The organism is Streptomyces sp. NPDC096132, assembly GCF_044763345.1.
In the GTDB taxonomy this organism is placed as follows: Bacteria; Actinomycetota; Actinomycetes; order Streptomycetales; family Streptomycetaceae; genus Streptomyces.
Genome location: NZ_JBIWGA010000016.1, coordinates 26,122 through 40,282, shown reverse-complemented (window position 1 = coordinate 40,282; position 14,161 = coordinate 26,122). Strand labels below are relative to the sequence as shown.

Genomic DNA, 14,161 nt, shown 5'->3' with positions numbered 1-14,161 from the left:
GCGCGAGAAGGACATGGCAGACAGACACTCCCAAGACACCCAAGAGGGTGACGGCATCAGAACGTTCCCCTTCCCCGTCGAACTGAGCGTGGGCGGCGTCGGCGTGCAGGTCGGCCCCATGGGCACCGGCCGGCGCTGGCACGCCGCCGGCGCCCGCCTGGACCGCGTCCACCGCATCGACTTCCACGTGGTGATGCTGTTCGACGACGGCCCCGTCCACCACATGATCGACTTCGCGGAGTACGAGGCCACGGCCGGCGATCTGCTGTGGATCCGCCCGGGGCAGGTCCACCGCTTCTCGAAGTCGAGCGAGTACCGCGGAACCGTTCTCGCCATGCAGCCCGGCTTCCTGCCCCGCGCCACGGTCGAGGCCACCGGCCTGTACCGCTACGACCTGCCGCCCCTGCTCCACCCCGACCCGGCCGGGCTCGCCGGCCTGCGCGCGGCCCTCACCTACCTGCAACAGGAGTACGAGGACCACGCGACCCTCCCGCTGAGCCTGCACACGGCGGTGCTGCGGCACTCCCTGACCGCGTTCCTGCTGCGGCTCGCCCACCTCGCCGCGAGCTCGGCGGAGGCGGGACGGCGCGCCGAGTCGACGTTCACCCTCTTCCGGGACGCCGTGGAGCGGGAATTCGCCACCAACCACAGCGTCAGCGCCTACGCCGACGCCCTCGGCTACTCCCGCCGCACCCTGGTGCGCGCGGTCCGCGCCGCGACCGGCGAGACGCCCAAGGGCTTCATCGACAAGCGGGTCGTTCTGGAGGCGAAGCGGCTGCTGGCCCATACGGAGCTGCCGATCGGGCGCGTCGGCGCGGCGGTGGGGTTTCCCGATCCGGCGAACTTCTCCAAGTTCTTCCAGCTGCATACGGGGTTGACGCCGGTGGGGTTTCGGGCGGAATTGCGGTGAGGGGGTGGGTGGGGGCGACGGTCGCTGGTTGATGGTTGACGGTTGACGGTCACTGGTCGACAGGCGTTGGTCGACAGCCGTTGGTCGGCGGTCGGCAGTTTGCGGTTGCCAGTCGGCAGTCGGCAGTCGGCAGTCGGCAGTTTGCGGTTTCCGGTCGGCCGTCGACAGTCGACAGTCGGCGGTTGCCGGTTGCTGGTCGGCCATCCGCCGCGGCCGGTCGGCGGTCTGCGGGCGACTGTAGACAGTTGTCGGTCGGCCCTCGGGGTTGAGGCTGCCGGGGGTTTGCGTCGAGACTCCCCTCTCATGACTGACTGGTTCCTTCAGCAAGGGCACGGGGTGCGGTTCGAGTGGGGTCCCGTCGGTGCCCGGCAGCTTGCCGCGGACGTCGCCTGCCTCGTGGTGGTCGACGTCCTCTCCTTCACCACGTCGGTGACCGTCGCCGCGGAGCGTGGGACCCGTGTCTTCCCCTACGGCCGGCGGGACGGGACGGCGCGTGCGTTCGCCCGGGAGCGGGCGGCCGAACTCGCGGTGGGGCGGCGGGAGACGACGCCGGACGCGCCCTGGTCGCTTTCGCCCGCCGCTCTCCGTAAAGCCCCCTTCACTCCCCGCCTGGTCCTGCCTTCCCCCAACGGCTCGGCCATCGCCGCCGCGGCCGGGGACACGACGGTGATCGCGGGCTGTCTGCGCAACGCGACGGCCGTGGGGCGTCTCCTCGCGGCCCAGGGTTACGGAACGGAGCACCGCCCGGTCGGTGTGGTCGCGGCAGGCGAGCGCTGGCCCGACGGCAGTCTGAGACCCGCGTTGGAGGACTTGTTGGGCGCCGGTGCGATCATCGCTGAGCTGCGCGGGCAGGGGGTCGGCCCTCTGTCGTCCGAGGCCGACGCCGCACGCGCCGCGTTCACCGGGACCCCCGACGTGGCGGACACCGTGGCCCGCTGTTCCTCGGGACTCGAACTGTCCCGGGGAGGCTTCGCCGACGACGTCACGATCGCGACCGAGCTGGACGCCTGCTCCGCCGTGCCCGTGCTCACGGACGGCGCCTTCACGGCCGTACCCGACGTGCCAGCGCACTGATCCGGCCGCCCCTCTGGAAGGCTTGTCCCTCACTTGAGTCGGCGGGACGAAGGGGCGCGGCAGTGATCGCACTGGTGACCGGGGCGAACCGGGGAATCGGGTACGAGGTGTCCCGTCAACTCCTCGGCCGTGGCTGGACGGTCCTGGTCACCGCCCGGTCCGAGCGGGCCGCCGCCGAGGCCGCCGCACGGCTCGGTGCCGGTGCGCACCCGCTGCGGCTGGACGTGACGAGCGCCTCGGACGCGGAGGAGGCGGCCCGGGTCCTGCGGGAGCGGTTCGGCGGTCTCGACGTGCTGGTGAACAACGCGGCGATCACCTACGACACCTGGCAACGGGCCACCGGCGCGGACCTGGACGTCGTACGGGAGGCCATGGAGACCAATCTGTACGGGCCGTGGCGGCTCGTCCAGGCCGTGCTGCCGCTGCTGCGGGCGAGTGATCGGCCGCGCGTCGTGAACGTCTCCAGCGAGGGCGGCTCGCTGGCGGGCATGACCGGCGGTACGCCCGCCTACTCCGTCTCCAAGGCCGGGCTCAACGCGCTCACCCGGATGCTGGCGGGTGAATTGCGCGCCGACGGCGTCCTGGTCAACTCGGTCTGTCCCGGCTGGGTCGCCACCGACATGGGCGGCCCGGGCGGCCGGCCCGTCGGCGAGGGCGCCGCGGGGATCGTATGGGCCGCGACACTGCCCGACGACGGCCCCACCGGCGGGTTCTTCCGCGACGGGCGCCCGCTGCCTTGGTGACCTGACACGCATCGACGGGTCAACTGGACGGCCGAGCAAGCCGTCTCGCCGCGGCCGTGTCGCCCGCGTCGGCGCGAGCCCGCAACTCCGCGAGGGAAGCCTCGTCGCCGCGCTCGGCCAGCAGGTCGGCCAGCTGCTCCGTCTCCATGAAGGCCCAGTCCTCGGGATCGTCGTCATCCATACGGTCGAGGACATCCAGCGTGTCCAGGTACTCCGCGTGGTAGCCCTCCGGGTTCTGCCGCACCCGGTCCGAGAACTTCCACACCTCCACCGCGCCCGCCAAGTCACCGCGTTCCGCGAGTAGTTCGGCCAACCGCTTCGTCGTGGGCGATACGGCCCCGTAGGTGCGGGCCCACAGCCGCAGAGCGCCTTCCCGATCGCCGTGCTTGGCCAGCAGTTCCCCCAACCGGCCTGCCGCGTTCCGATCCCCGGCATCGGCCCGAGTCCGAAGCGCCGCGACTTCATCGTGGTTCGGGCCACTGCTGTCCGATCGAGCTTCCACTACCGGTCACCTCATCCGCACACCCGAGGAGTTGTGGCAACGGCACACCTGTTCCATCGAGCGTAGACACTCGACGGGGCCGTGACGAGAGTCCGAGTCAGGCTCCCCTGCGCTGTTCCCACTCCGGGAACACCGAGGTCAGGAACGCCTCGCCGCGGGACTCGCTCGCCGTGGTGTCGTTGCAGTAGAACGAGGCGGGCCAGCTCGGGTTGAACTTGAGCAGCATGACCGTGGCGTTCTCCTCCGCGGCCTGCTGCTTCACGCCGAGGTTCGCGGTCATCCAGGAGAAGACCGCGTTGCGGCGCCGTGACTCACGGATGATCGGATCGCCGCCGGCCTTGACGCCCCCGTCGGGGTTCAGGATGCCGTTGCGCTGCATGTCGTGGGTGAAGGAGAGGGCCATCTGGTGCCAGTTCGCCTCCCACGTGGCGCGTTTCGCCGCGGCCTGCTGCTTCAGCTGGTCGGCCTGCTCCTGGCTGAGCGGCGCGGCGTTGCCGTGGGCCAGTTGCATGCCGGCGATGATCGTGGGGTTGAGTGAGGGGTACACGGATTCGCCGAACTGGGGGAAAAGACCGTCCCAGTTGGTCTTGTTCAGGACGTGGCCGGTGCTGGCGGCGGCGGTGATGTCCACGGCCCCGATGGGATTCCCCTGCGCGTACAGGACGTAGTCCGGCCGGGTGGTGCCGAACGTCACCTGGGTGGAGTAGTGCATCCCCGCGGGGAGAGCGGGACTTCCGGCGCTTTCCAGGCGGGCCTGGGCGACGGACTCGATCGCGTAGCCGAACTCCTTGGAGATGCCGCCGCTTCTGCCGACGGTGTGGAACTCCTGCCAGACCTCGACCCAACGCTTGGTGTACCCGTCGTACTTGGCGAGGGGGCCCAGCTGCGGTGCGGTGATGACGTAGTGGTAGGCCCACTCGACCGCGTTGTCCACGGCGGTGAAGAAGGTGTTGAAGGCCTGCGTGTCGGAGGCCTGGGGCGGCCCCTGCTTGAGCTCGACCTTGCGGCGCTGCACCGCGGGGCCACCGGCGGTGCGGTGGTGGCCCGTCGGGTGTTCCGAGGTGGCGTCGGCGGACGGCGCGGGGCCCGCGAGCGCGCGGACGGCGTTCGCCTCCGCCTCCCGCTCGAAGCGGTCGCCGGGGTCGGACACCCGCAGCCCGGAACCGTTGTCGGTGCCCGCGACCGGCCCCTGCCGCTGCTGGATCACATGGGTCAGTTCATGGGCGAGGGTGTGCCGGTCGCCGCCGCCGTCGCCGAGGACGATGTGGTTGCCCGAGGTGTAGGCGCGGGCGCCGATCTCCGACGCGGACGCCTTCGCCGCGGCGTCGGTGTGGATACGGACGTCGGAGAAGTCGGCGCCGAGGCGGGACTCCATGTCCGCACGGGCGGCGCCGTCGAGGGGGCGGCCGCTGCCGCGCAGGACCTCGTGGACCGTCGAGCGCTGCACCGCGGGAGCGGCGCCTGATGCCGTGGCGTCCCGGTGACCGCAGTCCGGGCCGTGCCGGTGCTCCTCCTGCGCCGGGGTCTCCGGGTGGCCTTCCCGGCGGAGCATCTGGACGATCGCCGCGTTGCCCGCCGTGCGCTGCAGCGCGAGCAGTCCGTCGGCCGGCGTACCGGTTCTCGCCGAGGTCGCCGGGCCCTTGCGGGCCGAGTCGTCGGGAGTCCTGCCGGTCTTCGCTGTGCGCACGAGATGCCTTCCGGGCGGGTGGAACGGTCCTTCCCTGCCTACCCGGTCCGCCGCGTGCCGGGAAAGGAGCGCAGGGGCAGATCCGCTTGCCCCGCAGGGCAGTTGGGGAAGGCCGCCGTACGGGGCGCCGGGCGCCCGACCGTGTGAAGGGCGGGTCGCCCGGCGCCGTACGGCCGGATCAGTGGCCGAACGTGAACCAGTTGACGTTGACGAAGTCCGCCGACTGCCCACTGGTGAAGGTGAGATACACGTCGTGGGTGCCGGTGACGGAACTGATGTTCGCCGGAATCGTCTTCCAGGTCTGCCAGCCGCCCGTGTTGGCCACCGCGAAACTGCCGACCGGTGTGCTGGTGGCGCTGTCCAGGCGCACCTCGACCAGTCCGCTGACCCCGGAGGCCGCACCGCTGGCGACCCGTGCGCTGAACTGAGTTGCCGCCGTCGAACCGAAGGTGACGCCCCGGTACAGGGCCCAGTCGCCGTTGGCGAGGTAACCGATGTTCTGGCCGCCGCCGGTGTCGGTCGTGGTCTCCGTCGCGGTACCGGACTGGCTGTCGTAAGACTCGGCCTGGATGGTGGAGGAGGCGTCACGGCTGCCGGACGGCGGGGTCGTGGTACCGCTCCCACTGCCCGAGGCCTGCAGCACCTGCACATAGTCGACGACCATCGGGTGGCCCGGCTCGGTGGCGCTGTCCAGGCCGCCGCCGAACGCGTCGGGGAAGGCGCCGCCCATCGCCACGTTCAGGATGACGAAGAAGCCGTGGTTGGTGGCGTTGGCCCAGGTCGTCGCGTCGACCTGACTGGCCGTCACCGTGTGGTAGTTGACGCCGTCGACGTAGAAGCGGATCGCCTCGGGGCTCACCGAGCGGTCCCACTCCATGGTGTAGGTGTGGAAGCCGGACTGGCAGGTGGTGTTGGGGCACGCGGTGGAGTTGCCGAGGCCGGTGGTCTCGTTGCACGGGCCGCCCGGGTTGGTGCCGCAGTGCATCGTCGCCCAGACCTTGTTCAGGCCCTGGACGTTCTCCATGATGTCCAACTCGCCGACGCTGGGCCAGTTCTGGTAGTTGCCCCGGTACGGGGCGCCCAGCATCCAGAACGCCGGCCAGTAGCCCTCGGCCGCGGTGCCGGTGACGTTCGGCATCTGCAGCCGGGCCTCTACGCGCAGCTTGCCGCCGGACGGGGGCTGGAAGTCGGTGCGCACGGTTTCGATGCGGCCCGAGGTCCAGTTGCCGGCCGAGTCGCGCAGCGGGGTGATGCGCAGATTGCCGTTGCCGTCGAGCGAGACGTTGCTGGTGCTGTTGGTCATCGTCTCGACCTCGCCGGTGCCCCAGTTCGCGGGGCCGCCGGGATATGAAGTTCCGGTGCTGTACTGCCAGTTGGAGGTGTTGACGCCGGTGCCGGCGGCGCCGGTGAAGTCGTCGAGGAAGACCTGCGTCCAGCCCGAGGGGGGCGTGGGCGCGGAGGCGTTCGCGGGCAGGGTGACGGCCGTCGCCGCGGCGGCCGCCAGGCCGAGGGTGCCGAGGACGGCGACGAGAGCGCGTCGCCGTCTGGACATGCCGGAGGTTGCACTCATGGGGGGACCTCTCGGGTACGGAGTGGTGGGGTGCGGGTGACTTTGAGAGCGCTCTCAAAGTGGGCCCAATGTGCTCTCCGTCCCGAGAGTCGTCAAGACTTAAAGCGAGGAAAGTCCTTTCGCCGCTGGGAAGTTCATGGCGTGAACCACGCAAACGGGCTAAAGCGCGCTGCCCGCCTTCCAGTCCGCCCACGACAGGTTCCAGCCGTTGAGGCCGTTGGACGCTTCCACGGTCTTCTCGCCCGAGTTCTTCACGATCACCACGTCGCCGAGCATGGAGCTCTCGTAGAACTTGTAGCCCGGGACCGAACTGTCGCTCGCGCCCTTGGCGTCGTGCAGGCCGACGCAGCCGTGGCTGGTGTTCTGGCTGCCGAACACCGAGGTCGAGGCCCAGTAGTTGCCGTGGACGAAGGTGCCGGAGGTGGTCAGCCGCTGGGCGTGCGGCACGTCGGAGATGTCGTACTCGTCGCCGAGGCCGACCGTGGAGGACTCCATCCGGGTCTGCTTGAACCGCTCGCTGATCACCATGATCCCGGACCAGGTGGTGTGCTCGGAGTCGCCGCCGGAGACGGGGTAGGTGGCGTAGGTCGCTCCGTCGCGCTTCACCACCATCTGCTTGCTGGACAGATCGACGGTGCTGATCTGCTCGCGGCCGATGTGGAAGGTGACGTCCTTCGACTGCATACCGTAGACACCATCCTGTCCTTCGACGTCCTTCAACCGCAGACTGAGCGTGATCTTGGTGCCGGCGGCCCAGTACGTCTCCGGCCGGAAGTCCAACCGGGTGTCGCTGAACCAGTGGCCCACGACCTCCACGGCCGGCTCGGCGGTCACCGTGATCGCCTTCTGCACGGCGGCCCTGTCCGACACGGCGTGCGTGAAGTTGATCGACACGGGCATGCCGACGCCGGAGGTCGAGTTCGCCTCGGGGGTGAAGTAGCCGACGAAGGTCTCTCCGGGCGACTTCGTCGTGAACGTGGCCGTCTGCGCGTCGGCGCCCTCCGCCTGCGCGGTCACCGTGTACTTGGTGCCCGAGTACGGGTTCTTCGACGACGTCCACCGGGTCTTCGCGTCGTTCAGGGAGCCCTCGAGCGTGGAGCCGTCGTTGCCCGTCACCTTCACGGACGCGAGCGTGCCGTCGGTCACGGTCACCTCGACCGGGCTGGTGAACGCGGCCTTCTTCGTGCCGTCGGCCGGGGTGACCGAGATCACCGCCTGCTTGGCGGCCGCCGAGGCCTTCGTGGAGGCGGACGCCTGGGTGCCCGAGCCCTCGGAGGCGTCCGCCGACCCGGAACTGCACCCGGTCAGCGCGGCGGCCGGCGCGGCCCCCAGTGCGGCCAGGATCCCGCGCCGGGACCACCCCTTCGACCGCTGCTCGGACCGGTTCGATATGTGCGAGACGCCCACGGCACGCCTTCCTGAGATGTCCACCTTTGCGCCTGCATCCTGCGTCCCTGACATTGGTTGATCCTTTGAATAACCGGGCCGCAAGCTGAGATTTCCGTGAGGAGGAGCTGGGAGGGACGGGGAGGCGGCGAGGGAAACAAAGGGGGAGTGGGTGGAGTTGATCAGGGACAGGCACAGGTACAGGCACGACACAGGAACCGGAACCACGCACCCGCGAACCCCGAGGAGCCCGCATGTCCGACGCGTCCGACACGCCCGCAGTCCGTGAACTCCGTCTGGTGGTCACCGCCGACGACTACGACGAGGCCCTGCGCTTCTACCGGGACGTCCTCGGCCTGCCCGAGCAGGCCGCGTTCTCCTCGCCGGACGGACGGGTCACCATCCTCGACGCCGGCCGCGCCACCCTGGAACTGACCGACCCGAACCACGCCGCCTTCATCGACGACGTCGAGGTCGGACGCCGGGTCGCCGGACATGTGCGGGTCGCCTTCCGGGTCGACGACTCCACCGCCGCCACCGCCCGGCTCGCCGCGGCCGGCGCCGAGGTGGTCGCCGAGCCGACCCGCACCCCGTGGAACTCCCTGAACTCCCGCCTCGAGGCGCCGGGCGCCCTGCAGCTGACGCTCTTCGAGGAGCTCGGCGAGTAGGCGGCACCCGGCCCGGGAACCCGGCCTTCCTTGGGGGCCCTTCCTGGGGGCGCCCTCCTTGGGGTCCTCTCTGCGCGCGCCCTCCTCGAGAAGCCCGCACCGTCTCACGGCCGGGCTCACCGAGGCCGCCGCTGCCGGCAGCAGGGCGAAGCGCCCCGCGCCTCAGCCGTACCCACGCGAGACGCCCAGCCCTCCGTCGCTGCCGAAGGTGCGGCGAAGTGCCCCGTGCCACTGCCGGCGGTGCGGCGAAGCGCCCGGTGTCGCTCCCGGTGGCGGGTGCAATCGCCCTGGACCCCAGCCGCCCGCACGCGAGACGCTCAGCCCTGCGGCCCCTCCGGCTGCCACCCCAGCGCCCGTGAGATCCCCCGCGCGGCGACCCGTACGGCCGGTGCCAGGACCGGTACCTGGGCGTCGGCGTGGGGGACGACCACCGACACGGCGGCGACCACCGCACCGCCCGGCCCGCGCACCGGAGCGGCCACCGACAGGGCGTCGTCGGTGACCTGACGGCTGCTCACCGCCACACCGGTGCGCCGGACTTCGGCCAGTACCCGGCGCAACCGCGCGGAATCGGTGATGGTGTGGGCGGTGAAGGACGCCAACGGCCCCGCGCAGTAGGCCTCTTGGAGCGTGGGTCCGCCATGGGCCAGCAGGACCAGCCCGACCCCGGTGACGTGCAGCGGCCAGCGGGCGCCCACCCGGATGTGTACGCCGACCGCCGAACGGCCCGAGAGCCACTCGGTGTAGACGACCTCGGACCCGTCCCGCACCGCCAACTGGACGTTCTCGTGCGTGGCTTCGTACAGGTCCTCCAGATACGGCAGCGCCACCTGCCGCAGCGCCAGGCCGCGCGGCGCGAGCGCGGCGACCTCCCACAGTCGCAGCCCCACGTGGTAGAGGCCGGACGGGTCCCGCTCCAGCGCGCCCCACTCGGTCAGCGCCCCGACGAGCCGGTGGGCGGTGGTGAGGGTCAGCCCGGCCCGCCGGCTGATGTCGCTCAGGGACAGCGCGGGGTGGGTGTGGTCGAACGCGGCGAGCACGGCCAGCAGCCGGTCGGGCGCGGAACGGGAGGTGGTGGCGGGGTGGTCCTGGTCCCCTTCGGTCGTCCTCATGGCATCAGGTCAGCCCGTCCTCGGCGACCCGCAGCAGCAGCGCGTGCAGCGTCTCGCGTTCGGCGGGGCCGAGTGGGCCCAGCAGCTCGTTCGTGACACGCAGGCCCGCCTCGTCGGTGCCGCGCAGGAAGGCGCGGCCGTCCTCGGTGAGGACGACGATCCGGCTGCGCCGGTCGTCCGGGGCGGGCCGGCGCTCGGCGAAGCCGAGCTTCTCCAGATCGTCGACCAGGCCGACGATCGCGCTCGGGTCGTACCCGAGCCGTGCGCTCAGCTCGCGCTGGAGCGAGCCCTCGGCGGTGGCCAGGAAGCGCAGGACCGCGTAGTGGCGCAGGCGCAGCCCCGACTCCTGGAGGAACGTGTTGAACAACTGACCCGAGCGCAGCCCCAGCCGGTAGAGCAGATAGCCCGTGTCCGCGTGCAGCGCGCGCATCCACGGCTCGTTCCCGTCGATCGGTGCGGCGGCGTTCACTGCGTTGTCCTGGCGGGCGATGGCGGGCTCCCTGGTCTCGGCCCCCCGACGGGGGCGGTGCGTCGTGCAGATTCCAGCATGACTCACCCACAGGTGGACAACAACTATTGACGACAACAATTATTGCTCTTAGCTTCGATCTCGAAGCCGCACCGTAGCTCCTCCTGAAGGGACTCGCTCGTGACCAGCATCGATCTCACCGGCAAGGTCGCCGTCGTGACCGGCAGCGGCCGGGGCCTCGGCCTCGCGTACGCCCAGGCCCTGGCCGCCCACGGTGCGTCCGTGGTCGTCAACGACGTGGACGAGGCGATCGCCGAGCAGGCCGTGAAGTCCATCGCCGAGGCCGGCGGCACCGCCGTCGCCGAGGTCGTCCCGGTCGGCACGACCGAGGCCGCCGAGCGGCTGGTGAGTCGCGCGGTGGAGGAGTTCGGGCGGCTCGACATCCTGGTCACCAACGCGGGCATCCTGCGCGACAAGGTGCTGTGGAAGATGTCCGACGACGACTTCGACGCGGTGATCACCACCCACCTCAAGGGCACCTTCACCTGCGCCCGAGCCGCCGCCGTACGGATGCGCGAGCAGGGTGAGGGCGGCACGCTGATCCTGGTCGGCTCCCCGGCCGGCCAGCGCGGCAACTTCGGCCAGACGAACTACGCCGCCGCCAAGGCCGGCATCGCCGCCTTCGCCCGCACCTGGGCCATGGAGCTGGGCCGCGCGAACATCACCGTCAACGCGATCGTCCCGGTCGCCGCGACCGCGATGACCGAGACGATCCCCGCCTTCGCCCCGTACGTCGAGGCACTGAAGAACGGCGAGCCCTTCCCGGACTTCCTGCGCAAGGGCGAGGGCTTCGGCACCCCCGAGGACTGCGCCGCGCTCGTGCCCTTCCTCGCCTCCGAGGCTGCCCGGGGCATCACCGGCCAGGCCATCGGCATCGGCGGCGACAAGGTGGCACTCTGGTCGCATCCGCAGGAGATCAGGACGGCGTACGCCGACGGCGGCTGGACTCCCGCGAGCCTGGCCGACGCCTTCCCCACCTCGGTCGGTGCCGAACTGCAGACGGTCGGCATCCCGGCACCCAAGTTCCCGGAGGCCTGACCATGGCGACCCTCAACGTCGAGGAACTCGTCGCGATCGACGTCCACACCCACGCGGAGGTGTCCTCCAAGGGCCACTCCTCGCTCGACGACGACCTGCACGACGCGTCCTCCGCTTACTTCAAGGTGGAGGGCAAGCGCAAGCCCACCCTGGAGGAGACGGCCGCCTACTACCGGGAGCGGAGGATGGCCGCCGTGATCTTCACGGTGGACGCCGAGTCCGCGACCGGCACGGCCCCCGTCCCCAACGAGGAGGTCGCCGAGGCCGCCGCCGCCAACGCGGACGTCCTCATCCCCTTCGCCTCCATCGACCCCTTCCGGGGGAAGGCGGGCGTGCGGCAGGCCCGCCGCCTGGTCGAGGAGTACGGGGTGAAGGGCTTCAAGTTCCACCCCAGCATCCAGGGCTTCTTCCCCAACGACCGCGCGGTGGCGTACGACCTGTACGAGGTCATCGAGGAGACCGGCACCATCGCCCTCTTCCACACGGGCCAGACGGGCATCGGCGCGGGTGTGCCGGGAGGCGGCGGGATCCGCCTGAAGTACTCGAACCCGCTGCACGTGGACGACGTCGCCGCCGACTTCCCGCACCTCAAGATCATCCTGGCGCACCCGTCCTTCCCCTGGCAGGACGAGGCCCTCGCCGTCGCCACGCACAAGCCGGGCGTGCACATCGACCTGTCCGGCTGGTCGCCGAAGTACTTCCCGCCGCAGCTCGTCCAGTACGCCAACACGCTGCTGAAGGACAAGGTCCTCTTCGGCTCCGACTTCCCCGTCCTCACCCCCGACCGCTGGCTCGCCGACTTCGACAAGCTGACGATCAAGGACGAGGTGAAGCCGAAGATCCTCAAGGAGAACGCCGCCCGTCTGCTCGGGCTGACCACACCGTAAGGGGCGTGGAGCATGCGCAACGAGGGACTGGGGTCGTGGCCCGCACGCCGGGCCCGCAAGACCCCGCACCGCACCGCCCTGGTCCACGGTGAGCAGTCGACGGACTACCGCACATTGCATACACGCGTCACGCGGCTGGCCCACACACTCCGCTCCCGGGGCGTGCGCCGCGGCGACCGCATCGCCTATCTCGGCCCGAACCACCCCTCCTACCTGGAGACCCTCTTCGCGGCCGGCACGCTCGGCGCGGTCTTCGTCCCGCTCAACACCCGCCTCGCCGGGCCCGAGATCGCCTACCAGCTCGCCGACTCCGGCGCCAAGGCCCTCGTCTACGGCCCCTCGCACGCGGGCCTGGTGGCGGGGCTGCCGGGCAGCACGGACGTACGGACGTACGTCGAGGTCGGCGCCGAGTACGAGAACGCGCTGGCGTCGGCCGCCGACGAGCCGATCGACGAGCCCGTCGGCGCCGACGACACCTGCATCATCATGTACACCTCGGGCACGACCGGCCGGCCCAAGGGCGCCATGCTCACGCACGGCAACCTCACCTGGAACGCGATCAACGTCCTCGTCGACACCGACCTGATCACCGACGAGCGGGCCCTGGTCTCGGCGCCGCTGTTCCACACGGCGGGCCTGAACATGCTGACGCTCCCGGTGCTCCTCAAGGGCGGCACCTGTGTCCTGGTCGAGGCCTTCGACCCCGAGGCCACCTTCGACCTGATCGAACGGCACCGGATCACCTTCATGTTCGGGGTGCCGACGATGTTCGACCAGGTGGCCCGGCATCCGCGCTGGGCCGACGCCGACCTGTCCAGCCTGCGGATCCTGACCTGCGGCGGCTCCCCGGTCCCCACTCCGCTGATCGCCGCCTACCAGGAGCGCGGGCTCACCTTCCTCCAGGGCTACGGCATGACCGAGGCGTCCCCCGGCACGCTGTTCCTGGACGCCGAGCACGCGATCAGCAAGGCGGGCTCGGCCGGAGTGCCGCACTTCTTCAGCGACGTACGCGTCCTGGCCCCCGACCTCACCACGGTCCGGCCGGGCGAGACCGGTGAGGTCCTGGTCCGCGGGCCGCACGTCATGCCCGGCTACTGGGGGCTGCCCGAGGAGACGGCCGCCTCCTTCGCCGACGGCTGGTTCCGCAGCGGGGACGCGGCGAAGGTCGACGAAGACGGTTACGTGTACATCGTCGACCGTATAAAGGACATGATCATCTCCGGTGGGGAGAACATCTACCCCGCCGAGATCGAGGACCTCCTCCTCTCCCACCCCGACATCGTCGAGGCCGCCGTCATCGGCGTGCGGGACGACAAGTGGGGCGAGGTGCCGCGCGCGGTCGTCGTGCCCCGGGAAGGCGCTTCGCTGGACGCCGACGACGTGCTGGCGTCCCTTGCCGGGCGGCTCGCGAAATACAAGATCCCCAAGTCGGTGGTGATCGCGGACGAACTTCCGCGCACCGCTTCCGGAAAGCTTCTCAAAGCCCGAGTGCGCTCCCGGTTCGGCACTGACTCCTGATTCATCCCCTTGTTCATCCCCTTGCGTCAACTTCCAAGTGAGGAACGGCATATGAGCATCACCGTCAACGGCCTGGACGAGCTGAAGAAGCTGGCCGGCAGCGACCTCGGCACCAGCGAGTGGATCGAGGTCACCCAGGAGCGCATCAACACCTTCGCCGACGCGACCGGCGACCACCAGTGGATCCACGTGGACCCGGAGAAGGCCGCCACAGGCCCCTTCGGCGCCCCGATCGCCCACGGTTACCTGACGCTGTCCCTGTTCATCCCGCTGTTCACCGAGCTGCTGGACGTCCAGGGCGTCACCACGAAGGTCAACTACGGCCTGAACAAGGTGCGTTTCCCCTCGCCGGTGAAGGTCGGCTCCCGGATCCGTCTGGTCGGCAAGCTGACCGAGGTCGAGGACGTGCCGGGCGGGGTGCAGATCACCGTCGACGGGGCGATCGAGATCGAGGGGGGCGCCAAGCCGGCGGCCGTGCTGCAGAGCCTTTCGCGTTTCTACGCGTGAGGCTTTGCCGGTGACGCCGTAGGGGCTGAA

The 14,161-nt window shown here is 70.6% G+C and carries 14 protein-coding genes; 8 read left to right on the top strand and 6 right to left on the bottom strand.

Translation table 11 applies throughout. The features are described from left to right. The first annotated feature begins 13 nt into the window (after positions 1-13). From ACIRF9_RS32755 to ACIRF9_RS32745, 3 genes are all read left to right on the top strand, one after another. Positions 14-910, top strand: a complete 897-nt coding sequence (locus tag ACIRF9_RS32755) for a helix-turn-helix domain-containing protein (RefSeq protein WP_403829536.1) — start codon at positions 14-16, stop codon at positions 908-910. Positions 911-1,213: 303 nt separating this feature from the next. Then, entirely contained in the window at positions 1,214-1,984 is a 771-nt protein-coding gene (locus tag ACIRF9_RS32750; RefSeq protein WP_403829533.1) for a 2-phosphosulfolactate phosphatase, read from the top strand. Positions 1,985-2,046: 62 nt separating this feature from the next. Next, the gene (locus tag ACIRF9_RS32745; protein ID WP_403829530.1) at positions 2,047-2,727 is read left to right on the top strand and encodes an SDR family NAD(P)-dependent oxidoreductase; all 681 of its coding nucleotides are present in this window, start codon (positions 2,047-2,049) and stop codon (positions 2,725-2,727) included. 19 nt (positions 2,728-2,746) lie between these two features. Here ACIRF9_RS32745 and ACIRF9_RS32740 read toward each other — a convergent pair whose 3' ends face one another. From ACIRF9_RS32740 to ACIRF9_RS32725, 4 genes are all read right to left on the bottom strand, one after another. Next, positions 2,747-3,133, bottom strand: coding sequence for a hypothetical protein (locus ACIRF9_RS32740; protein ID WP_403829529.1), 387 nt, complete (start codon positions 3,131-3,133; stop codon positions 2,747-2,749). A 193-nt stretch (positions 3,134-3,326) separates the two neighbouring features. Continuing rightward, positions 3,327-4,916 (bottom strand): DUF4157 domain-containing protein, encoded by a 1,590-nt coding sequence (locus ACIRF9_RS32735; protein WP_403829525.1) that lies wholly within the window; start codon positions 4,914-4,916, stop codon positions 3,327-3,329. 178 nt (positions 4,917-5,094) lie between these two features. Further along, the gene (locus ACIRF9_RS32730; RefSeq protein WP_403829522.1) at positions 5,095-6,486 is read right to left on the bottom strand and encodes a glycoside hydrolase family 16 protein; all 1,392 of its coding nucleotides are present in this window, start codon (positions 6,484-6,486) and stop codon (positions 5,095-5,097) included. A 159-nt stretch (positions 6,487-6,645) separates the two neighbouring features. Further along, positions 6,646-7,893, bottom strand: a complete 1,248-nt coding sequence (locus tag ACIRF9_RS32725) for an Ig-like domain-containing protein (RefSeq protein WP_403829519.1) — start codon at positions 7,891-7,893, stop codon at positions 6,646-6,648. 233 nt (positions 7,894-8,126) lie between these two features. On the opposite strand from ACIRF9_RS32725, the gene ACIRF9_RS32720 reads away from it, so the two are divergent. Then, complete coding sequence (locus ACIRF9_RS32720) at positions 8,127-8,540, top strand: VOC family protein (RefSeq protein ID WP_403829517.1); 414 nt, start codon at positions 8,127-8,129, stop codon at positions 8,538-8,540. 317 nt (positions 8,541-8,857) lie between these two features. Here the strand turns inward: ACIRF9_RS32720 and ACIRF9_RS32715 are convergent, their stop codons facing one another. Beyond that, positions 8,858-9,652, bottom strand: coding sequence for an IclR family transcriptional regulator (locus ACIRF9_RS32715; RefSeq protein ID WP_403829515.1), 795 nt, complete (start codon positions 9,650-9,652; stop codon positions 8,858-8,860). Between the two features lie 4 nt (positions 9,653-9,656). After that, positions 9,657-10,082, bottom strand: coding sequence for a MarR family winged helix-turn-helix transcriptional regulator (locus tag ACIRF9_RS32710; protein ID WP_403829945.1), 426 nt, complete (start codon positions 10,080-10,082; stop codon positions 9,657-9,659). A 219-nt stretch (positions 10,083-10,301) separates the two neighbouring features. On the opposite strand from ACIRF9_RS32710, the gene ACIRF9_RS32705 reads away from it, so the two are divergent. From ACIRF9_RS32705 to ACIRF9_RS32690, 4 genes are read left to right on the top strand one after another with little or no spacing between them, the layout of a single operon-like run. Continuing rightward, a complete protein-coding gene (locus ACIRF9_RS32705) occupies positions 10,302-11,219 on the top strand; it encodes an SDR family NAD(P)-dependent oxidoreductase (protein WP_403829513.1) in 918 nt (305 codons plus the stop codon). A 2-nt stretch (positions 11,220-11,221) separates the two neighbouring features. Continuing rightward, on the top strand, positions 11,222-12,106 hold the full coding sequence (locus ACIRF9_RS32700) for an amidohydrolase family protein (RefSeq protein WP_403829510.1): 885 nt from the start codon (positions 11,222-11,224) through the stop codon (positions 12,104-12,106). 12 nt (positions 12,107-12,118) lie between these two features. Beyond that, entirely contained in the window at positions 12,119-13,624 is a 1,506-nt protein-coding gene (locus ACIRF9_RS32695) for a long-chain fatty acid--CoA ligase (RefSeq protein WP_403829507.1), read from the top strand. A 51-nt stretch (positions 13,625-13,675) separates the two neighbouring features. Then, entirely contained in the window at positions 13,676-14,131 is a 456-nt protein-coding gene (locus tag ACIRF9_RS32690) for a MaoC family dehydratase (RefSeq protein WP_403829504.1), read from the top strand. The last annotated feature ends 30 nt before the right edge of the window (positions 14,132-14,161 follow it).